Source organism: Pararhizobium sp. (assembly GCF_035497515.1).
GTDB lineage: Bacteria > Pseudomonadota > Alphaproteobacteria > Rhizobiales > Rhizobiaceae > Pararhizobium.
Genome location: NZ_DATJDJ010000201.1, coordinates 1 through 7,306 on the forward strand (window position 1 = coordinate 1; position 7,306 = coordinate 7,306).

Annotated in this window: 7 protein-coding genes, 2 tRNA genes and 1 pseudogene; 4 read left to right on the plus strand and 6 right to left on the minus strand. The window is 60.0% G+C overall.

The window, feature by feature from the left end; all coding sequences use genetic code 11:
• Nucleotides 1–60: 60 nt before the first annotated feature.
• Nucleotides 61–136 (plus strand) — tRNA-Lys (locus tag VL202_RS21000).
• A gap of 270 nt (nucleotides 137–406) precedes the next feature.
• On the plus strand, nucleotides 407–781 hold the full coding sequence (locus VL202_RS21005) for a GFA family protein (protein WP_325466009.1): 375 nt from the start codon (nucleotides 407–409) through the stop codon (nucleotides 779–781).
• Nucleotides 782–883: 102 nt separating this feature from the next.
• Here the strand turns inward: VL202_RS21005 and VL202_RS21010 are convergent, their stop codons facing one another.
• On the minus strand, nucleotides 884–1,432 hold the full coding sequence (locus tag VL202_RS21010) for an MgtC/SapB family protein (RefSeq protein ID WP_325466010.1): 549 nt from the start codon (nucleotides 1,430–1,432) through the stop codon (nucleotides 884–886).
• Between the two features lie 268 nt (nucleotides 1,433–1,700).
• Here VL202_RS21010 and VL202_RS21015 point away from each other — a divergent pair, with 268 nt between their 5' ends.
• On the plus strand, nucleotides 1,701–1,838 hold the full coding sequence (locus VL202_RS21015) for a hypothetical protein (protein WP_156392451.1): 138 nt from the start codon (nucleotides 1,701–1,703) through the stop codon (nucleotides 1,836–1,838).
• Nucleotides 1,839–1,945: 107 nt separating this feature from the next.
• Nucleotides 1,946–2,019 (plus strand) — tRNA-Cys (locus VL202_RS21020).
• A 202-nt stretch (nucleotides 2,020–2,221) separates the two neighbouring features.
• Here VL202_RS21020 and VL202_RS21025 read toward each other — a convergent pair.
• The 5 genes and pseudogenes from VL202_RS21025 to VL202_RS21045 form a co-directional block, all read right to left on the minus strand.
• Nucleotides 2,222–2,440, minus strand: a complete 219-nt coding sequence (locus VL202_RS21025; RefSeq protein WP_056328143.1) for a hypothetical protein — start codon at nucleotides 2,438–2,440, stop codon at nucleotides 2,222–2,224.
• A 321-nt stretch (nucleotides 2,441–2,761) separates the two neighbouring features.
• Entirely contained in the window at nucleotides 2,762–3,646 is an 885-nt protein-coding gene (locus VL202_RS21030) for a cytochrome c1 (protein ID WP_056329220.1), read from the minus strand.
• A gap of 32 nt (nucleotides 3,647–3,678) precedes the next feature.
• Nucleotides 3,679–4,950: pseudogene (locus tag VL202_RS21035) on the minus strand (cytochrome b).
• A 14-nt stretch (nucleotides 4,951–4,964) separates the two neighbouring features.
• On the minus strand, nucleotides 4,965–5,543 hold the full coding sequence (petA, locus tag VL202_RS21040; RefSeq protein ID WP_056328147.1) for a ubiquinol-cytochrome c reductase iron-sulfur subunit: 579 nt from the start codon (nucleotides 5,541–5,543) through the stop codon (nucleotides 4,965–4,967).
• Nucleotides 5,544–5,908: 365 nt separating this feature from the next.
• The coding region (locus tag VL202_RS21045) for an ABC transporter ATP-binding protein (RefSeq protein ID WP_325466011.1) at nucleotides 5,909–7,306 on the minus strand (1,398 nt) is incomplete at its 5' end.

Below are 7,306 nucleotides of genomic sequence, written 5' to 3' on the forward strand. Positions count from 1 at the left end.
CCAGACAACCCCGCTGTGCATATGTCCGCCCACTTCCACCGGCATCAAGCCCGGTCCTGGGAGAGCGTAGCTCAGTCGGTAGAGCAACTGACTTTTAATCAGTAGGTCCAGGGTTCGAATCCCTGCGCTCTCACCAAAAAATCAATAAAATCAGCTAACTACAGAAATCATCGACGGCAATACGGATTTCGCGCCTAGGGCTGAAAACCTTCATGCCGACGTGTTTACAGGTCTATTCTTCACCGCCAGGAATATTCTCCTCGGGGATATGGCCTTTTCCCGTGTCCATTCCGCTGTGAATCCGCAGTCATTTTCGCTTATGTTTTCCCGTAAGAGACGGTTCATCTATGATTGCCCCTGTGACAATTTGCCGGAGGCAGGATTGAGCGGCGAGACGGAGGAACTCATGACGATACGAACAGGCCGTTGCCTTTGTGGCGCGGTGAATTATCAGGTCGAGGGCGAGCCGCTGCGTGCGGGCCTTTGCCATTGCCGCAATTGCAAGAGGGAAAGCGGTTCGTCCTTTACCAGCTATGGCGTCTGGCCGCGCTCGGCATTCAGCAGTTCAGGAAACGTCGCGACCCATGCGGGCCAAAGCTTCTGCCCGGCCTGCGGATCGCCCCTTTTCGGACTGAGCGACGGCGAGGCGGAGATCAAGCTCGGCAGTCTCGATGGGGCGCCTACCGATATCGAACCGACCTATGAACTCTGGGTGAAGCGGCGCGAAAGCTGGTTGCAACCGCTGCCGCATGCGGAGCAGTTCGACGAGGACAGGATATAGCACAGATTTGGCGGGCCTTGGCGCCAGCCGCGTTGTCGGTTCGACGAAAGAGAGCTGACAGAAGAACCGGCATCGACAGAACGGGTAATCGCCCCACTTCTTTCATTGCTCCGCTTCACGCTCGCCGGCGTCACCGTCACGCTCTCGGTCGGCGGGTTTTCCGGCATCAGGATCGGATCTGGATTTGACGGCGGCCTGCAGGCGACCGACGGCATAGAGCACGGTCAGGCCGGCGGTCAGCGCGAAGATGGCGATCAGCCAATGGCCGAAACCGAGCGCAAGGCCGATGGCGCCGGCAAGCCACATTCCGGCACCCGTCGTCAGCCCGCGCACTTCGCCGCGCGACAGCACGATCGTGCCCGCCGCCAGGAAAGCAACACCGGCGGTCACCGCCTCGACCACGCGCAAGGGATCGATCCGCACCTGCTCGTCCGAAAGACCCGGCATATGAACGCTCTCGATCGAGATGATCGCAAAGACGGCCGAGGCAAGGCTGATGAGGATGTGGGTCCGAAGGCCCGCAGCCTTGTCGCGCGCCTCGCGCTCGAATCCGATGAGCCCTCCAAAGAAGATCGCCCCGCAAAACCGGGCAATGATCACTGAATAGGGAATTTGGGTAGCGGGGAAGATGTCGGCAATAATCTGGTCCATGGCGCCAGAACGCACGGGTAAAAACTTGGTTCCCGCAGCAGCGCCCGCCTCTGCTCGCCGTCGGCATGAAACCGAACACGTCCACGGACGGGAACCAATGCCGACATTGCACGTTACCGCTGCAGTCTACCGGAAAGTCACGCGCGGCAGCTGCCGCGCTCAACGGAGGAAAGTCACATGCTGCGCGCTGGTCTTCTTTGGTTCATGGGTGTGCCCTTGGTCGTCGTCATCCTGATCTGGATGTTCTATTTCTAGTTTGGAGATGAACATGACCCCTTCTCCCTTCGAAAGCGGCGCCGAGATACGCCAGTCCGAATACCGCCAGTTCATGATCCGCGAACTGTTGATCTGGATGATCGGCGTGCCGGTGCCCATCGCTGCAGTCATCGGTTTTTTCGTACTATAAGCAATCCGTTTATCCAGAACAAAAACGTCCGATCTGAAACGAAGCCTCTTGCGGTTTGGCGAAGATCATTCTAAACCCCGGCCATCGTTCGGTTATCGGGCGTGTGAGGCCTCGTGGCGGAGTGGTGACGCAGAGGACTGCAAATCCTTGTACCCCGGTTCAATTCCGGGCGAGGCCTCCAAACAAATCACCAATTGTTCCCAATCCATTACGGTGAATGTCTAGCCCTCTATATGAGGTCTATTCTGAAACGAGACGTCGCCGCGTTATGAACCGATATTGGCAGTCCTTTCAGCTTTTTCACCCGTACGAAACGCACCGCCGGGCAAAACCCGCGATCCGCACTGCCGGCTTCTCTTCGTCGCCCACCGAGACTGGCTGGGTCAGTGATAGTAGAAGCATTGGCAATCGGCCTTGCTGTCGTCGGGCGCGCTCCAGACGCGCACGGCAAGCTTCTTGGCGGTCCCCTCCTCCATCAGCCGCAACCCAAGGAGAGACGTCGCCGCGAGCTTCGGGTTGATCGCATCGACCTCGACCATCGCGCCGACCTGATGGACGCCCTGCTTCGGAGTCCAGGTGAAAAACTGCACGCTGTAATGCATCGCGTTCTCCTTCGCGTCCGCTTGCGTCCGAAAATCCGGCGCGGTTCCGCATGCGCTCCCTTTGCCGGCAGAACTGCCTGCGCGGCACAGGATGTCACGATTATAGCAGATTTTCCTGAAATGCGATATTTCTCCGGCGCCCGGTATCACCGCACAAAGGGCGCCGCAAACAGCATCTTGACGAAGATCGCCACGGAAGATCGCCACGACGGCTCACAAGCGTGCTGAGCCGCGGAGGGGCGCGAATAGAAAAACCCCCGGCCTTTCGAGCCAGGGGTCTGTCATCTTCGATCGACGCGATGGCGCCGGAGGCAAAAGGCCTCAATGTTCCTTGTTGGAATAGACCGACTTTTTCGTCAGGTAGATCAGGCCGGTAAAGATCAGCAGGAAGATCATCACCATGAACCCTGTCCGCTTGCGGGCTTCCAGATGCGGCTCTGCGGCCCACATCAGGAAAGCTGCGACGTCGTGCGAATACTGCTCGACCGTCTGCGGCGCGCCGTCGTCATAGGTTACCTGATCATCGGAGATCGGCGGTGCCATGGCAAGTGCCGAGGCGTTGGCGAAATAGGGATTGTAATGTGTGCCCTCCGCCACTTCGACGCCGGCCGGCGGCTCCTGGTAGCCGGTCAGCAGCGCATGGATATAGTCCGGGCCGCCTTCCTGGTACTGCGTGAACATATCGAAGATGAAGGTCGGGAAACCGCGCTCGATGCCGCGTGCCTTGGCGATCAGCGAGAAATCAGGCGGAGCCGCGCCATTGTTGGAGGCCGCGGCTGCTTCCCTGTTCGGGAAGGGCGACGGGAAATGATCCGAAGGCAATGCCTTGCGGGTAAACATCTCGCCATCGGCGTTCGGGCCATCCTCGACTTCGTAATTCGCTGCGAATGCCTTTACCTGGGCTTCCGAATAACCAAGGTCTCCCAGCGTGCGGAAGGTGACCAGGCTCATCGAATGGCAGGCGGAACAGACTTCGGTATAGACTTTCAGACCGCGTTGAAGCTGGCCCTTGTCATAATGGCCGAAGGGGCCGGCGAAGCTCCATTCCTGCTGTTCGGGCTTGTGGATCGGGAAGTGCGGCGTGCCGCCGTGGTCTTCCGTCGCCCCTGCCTCGGCCTTGTGTTCACCCTCCTGGGCGAACACCTGACCGGCGCCGAGGCCGACGACAACTGCGAGCGAAAGAATGCCTGCAACGAGCTTTTTCATCTGTGTGGGTTCCTTAATCTTCGCTGTCGGCATCACACGGCAACCGGCTTCTTCGCGGCCCGTTTTTCCAGCACCGCTTCGGTGATGGAATTGGGGATGCGTTTGGGCGTCTCGATCAGGCCGAGAAGCGGCATGATGACAAGGAAGAAGCCGAAATAATAGAGCGTGCCGAGCTGCGACATCACCACATAGAGACCTTCGGCAGGGCGCGACCCGAGCCAGCCGAGCAGGATGGAGTTGATGACGAAGAGCCAGAAGAACAGCTTGTACCAGGGGCGGTAGACGGCGGAGCGAACCTTGGACGTATCGAGCCAGGGCACGAAGAACAGGACGATGATCGCACCGAACATCACGAGCACGCCGCCGAGCTTGCTGTCGATCGGGCCGACATTGAAGGTGATGGCGCGCAGCATCGCGTAGAACGGCAGCTAGTACCATTCAGGAACGATATGGGCGGGCGTCTTCAGCGCGTCGGCCGGAATATAATTGTCGGGATGGCCGAGGAAGTTCGGCATGTAGAACACGAACCAGGCAAAGACCAGAAGGAAGACCGAGATGCCGAGCGCGTCCTTGAGGGTGGCATAGGGCGTAAACGCGACGGTATCCGTCTTCGTCTTCACTTCGATGCCGGTCGGGTTGGTCTGACCGGTGACATGCAGCGCCCAGATATGCAGGACGACGACGCCGGCGATCATGAAAGGCAGCAGGTAATGCAGCGAGAAGAAGCGGTTGAGCGTCGGCTGATCGACGGCAAAGCCGCCAAGCAGGAACTGCTGGATCCATTCACCGACCAGCGGGAAGGCCGAGAAGAAGCCGGTGATGACGGTCGCGCCCCAGAAGGACATCTGGCCCCAGGGCAGAACATAGCCCATGAAGCCGGCAGCCATCATCAGGAGATAGATGACGACGCCGAGGATCCAGAGGATTTCACGCGGCGCCTTGTAGGAGCCGTAATAGAGACCACGGGCGATATGCAGATAGACGGCGATGAAGAAGAAGGAGGCGCCGTTGGCATGCATGTAGCGCAGCAGCCAACCGTGATTGACGTCGCGCATAATCTTTTCGACGGAGTTGAAGGCAACCGACGTCTCGGCAGTGTAGTGCATCGCGAGCACGACGCCGGTCAGGATCTGGACGATCAACATGACCGAAAGCATGGCACCGAACGTATAGGCATAGTTGAGGTTGCGCGGGACCGGATAGGAAACGAAGCTGTCATGGACGAGCCGCGGCAGCGGCAGGCGCGAATCCACCCATTTCTCGATACCGGTCGTAGGCGTGTAGGTTGAATGATCACCACTCATAATCAGTATTCCCCTCAACCGATCTTGATAACTGTGTCAGACGTGAACGCGAAGGTCGGAACCGCCAGATTCTGGGGCGCCGGACCTTTGCGGATACGGCCGGCCGTATCGTAGTGCGAACCGTGGCAAGGACAGAACCAGCCGCCGAAATCGCCGGCCTGGCCGAGCGGCACGCAGCCCAGATGGGTGCACGAGCCGATCATGACGATCCAGTTTTCCTTTTCCTTGCCGGCGGAGCGATCAAGATCGGTTGCCTGTGCATCGGCCGGAAGATTGGCATTTCGCGCCACGGGATCCTTCAGATCGGCAAGCTCGACGGCATTGGCCTCTTCGACTTCCTTGTCGGTGCGGTTGCGGATGAACACCGGCTTGCCGCGCCACTTCGCCGTCAGCGACATGCCGGGCTCAAGGCTCGAGACATCGACCTCGATCGAGGCCAGCGCCAGCGTCGAGGCATCGGGCCGCATCTGGTCGATGAACGGCCAGGCCACCGCGATGGCACCGACGGCGCCGGCCATGCCGGTCGTCAAATACAGGAAATCGCGGCGAGTGGGCTCGCCCAGGGTTTCGCTTGATGTCTCGTGTTCGCTCACGGCTAAACCATCCTCTCACGCATGTTTGCGGAAACCGCACTGTCCCCGGCGTGTATTTCGCGCCCCGTGCCGACACTTGAGCGAAAGAACAGCGCCAAATCAATAAGCCGATGGACGAAAAAGGAGAAAACTTTCGCCTTTCCGCCATCCATAAAACCGGGCGAACCCCTCCCCTTCGGCAAGCGGCAGATTCCCCGGCAATCCGGCGCGTTCTATGCTTGATCGCCGGGGTTGTCCAGTCTTGAGGGGGACGGGTGAGCCAGAATGTCGCGGGAAAACCGAAGCTGATGTTCCCAAACCGCTTTTCCCGCTCGAATGGCGCTAGAGGACCGGTTTGCGGGCGCTAGGGTGCTATCAGCAAGCGGCTATTCGGCGGCCGCGTCGCCCGCCAGGAAACCGCCGGACTGGCGCGTCCAGAGATCGGCATAGAGCCCGCCTGCGGCGATCAGTTGTTCATGGGTGCCGTCTTCGACGATCCGCCCCTGATCCATGACGATCAGCCGGTCGAGGGCGGCAATAGTCGACAGGCGGTGGGCAATCGCCAGCACCGTCTTGCCGCGCATCAGCCGGTCCAGATTGGACTGGATCGCCGCCTCGACTTCCGAATCGAGTGCCGAGGTGGCCTCGTCGAGCACGAGGATCGGCGCATCCTTCAGCATCACCCGGGCAATTGCGATACGCTGGCGCTGGCCACCGGAAAGCTTGACGCCGCGCTCCCCGACATGGGCATCGAAGCCGGTTCGGCCGCGTTGGTCCTCAAGCCGCTCGATGAAGTCGAGCGCCTCGGCCTTGCTCGCCGCCGCTCTCAAATTGTTCTCGTCGGCGTCCGGCCGCCCGAACAGGATATTGTCGCGGATCGAGCGATGCAGGAGGGAGGTGTCCTGGCTGACGACGCCGATCTGCATGCGCAGCGTTTCCTGCCGCACAGCGGCGATATCCTGGCCGTCGATGAGGATACGGCCGGCTTCCAGGTCGTAGAATCGCAGGAGGAGGTTGACCAATGTGGTCTTTCCGGCACCGGACCTGCCGACGATGCCGATCTTCTCCCCGGCGCGAATGTCCAGCGACAGGTCGTCGATGATGCCGCTGCCCCGGCCATAATGGAAGCGGATGTTCTCGAAGCGGATGACCGGGTTCCTCACGACAAGGGCTGTCGCCTCCGGCCGATCAACCAGTTGGATCGGCTGGGAGATCATTTCGGCGGCGTTCTGGATCGTGCCGATATTGCGCATGATGCCGTTGAACTGCACCATCATCCGGCTCAAAAGGAAATTCAGCCGCAGAACCAGCGCCAGCGTGAAGGCGACGGCGCCCGAACTGATCAGGCCCGACAGCCAGAGATGAACGCTCAGCCCCGCCATGGTGACGATCATGATCCCGGAAAGGAAGGCCATGGAGGCTCGCACCCCGGTGATGAACCGGGTAAAGCGCATGATGCTGTCCTGGAAGATATCGAAGCCCTGGCGCATATAGCGGTCGTTTTCCTCGTCGCGCGCAAAGAGCTTCAGGGTCTGCATATTGCTATAGGCATCGACCATGCGGCCGCTGAGCATCGAGGAGGCTTCAGCCGTCTCGCGCGAATGCTGGCGAATCCGCGGCACGAAATAGCGGGCGAGAAAGGCAAAGCCGATCAGCCAGAAAAGGACCACGATCGCAAGCGAGGCGTCGAGCTGTCCGACCAGCACCAGGGTCGAGACCGAATAGATGCCGACGAACCAGACGCTTTCCATCAGCGAGGTCACGACATCGCCAACCGCCTGCCC

Coding starts and splice junctions, on each gene's coding strand:
- VL202_RS21005 (WP_325466009.1), top strand. CDS start 407: ATGACGATACGAACAGGCCGTTGCCTTTGTGGCGCGGTGAATTATCAG.
- VL202_RS21010 (WP_325466010.1), bottom strand. CDS start 1,432: ATGGACCAGATTATTGCCGACATCTTCCCCGCTACCCAAATTCCCTAT.
- VL202_RS21015 (WP_156392451.1), top strand. CDS start 1,701: ATGACCCCTTCTCCCTTCGAAAGCGGCGCCGAGATACGCCAGTCCGAA.
- VL202_RS21025 (WP_056328143.1), bottom strand. CDS start 2,440: ATGCATTACAGCGTGCAGTTTTTCACCTGGACTCCGAAGCAGGGCGTC.
- VL202_RS21030 (WP_056329220.1), bottom strand. CDS start 3,646: ATGAAAAAGCTCGTTGCAGGCATTCTTTCGCTCGCAGTTGTCGTCGGC.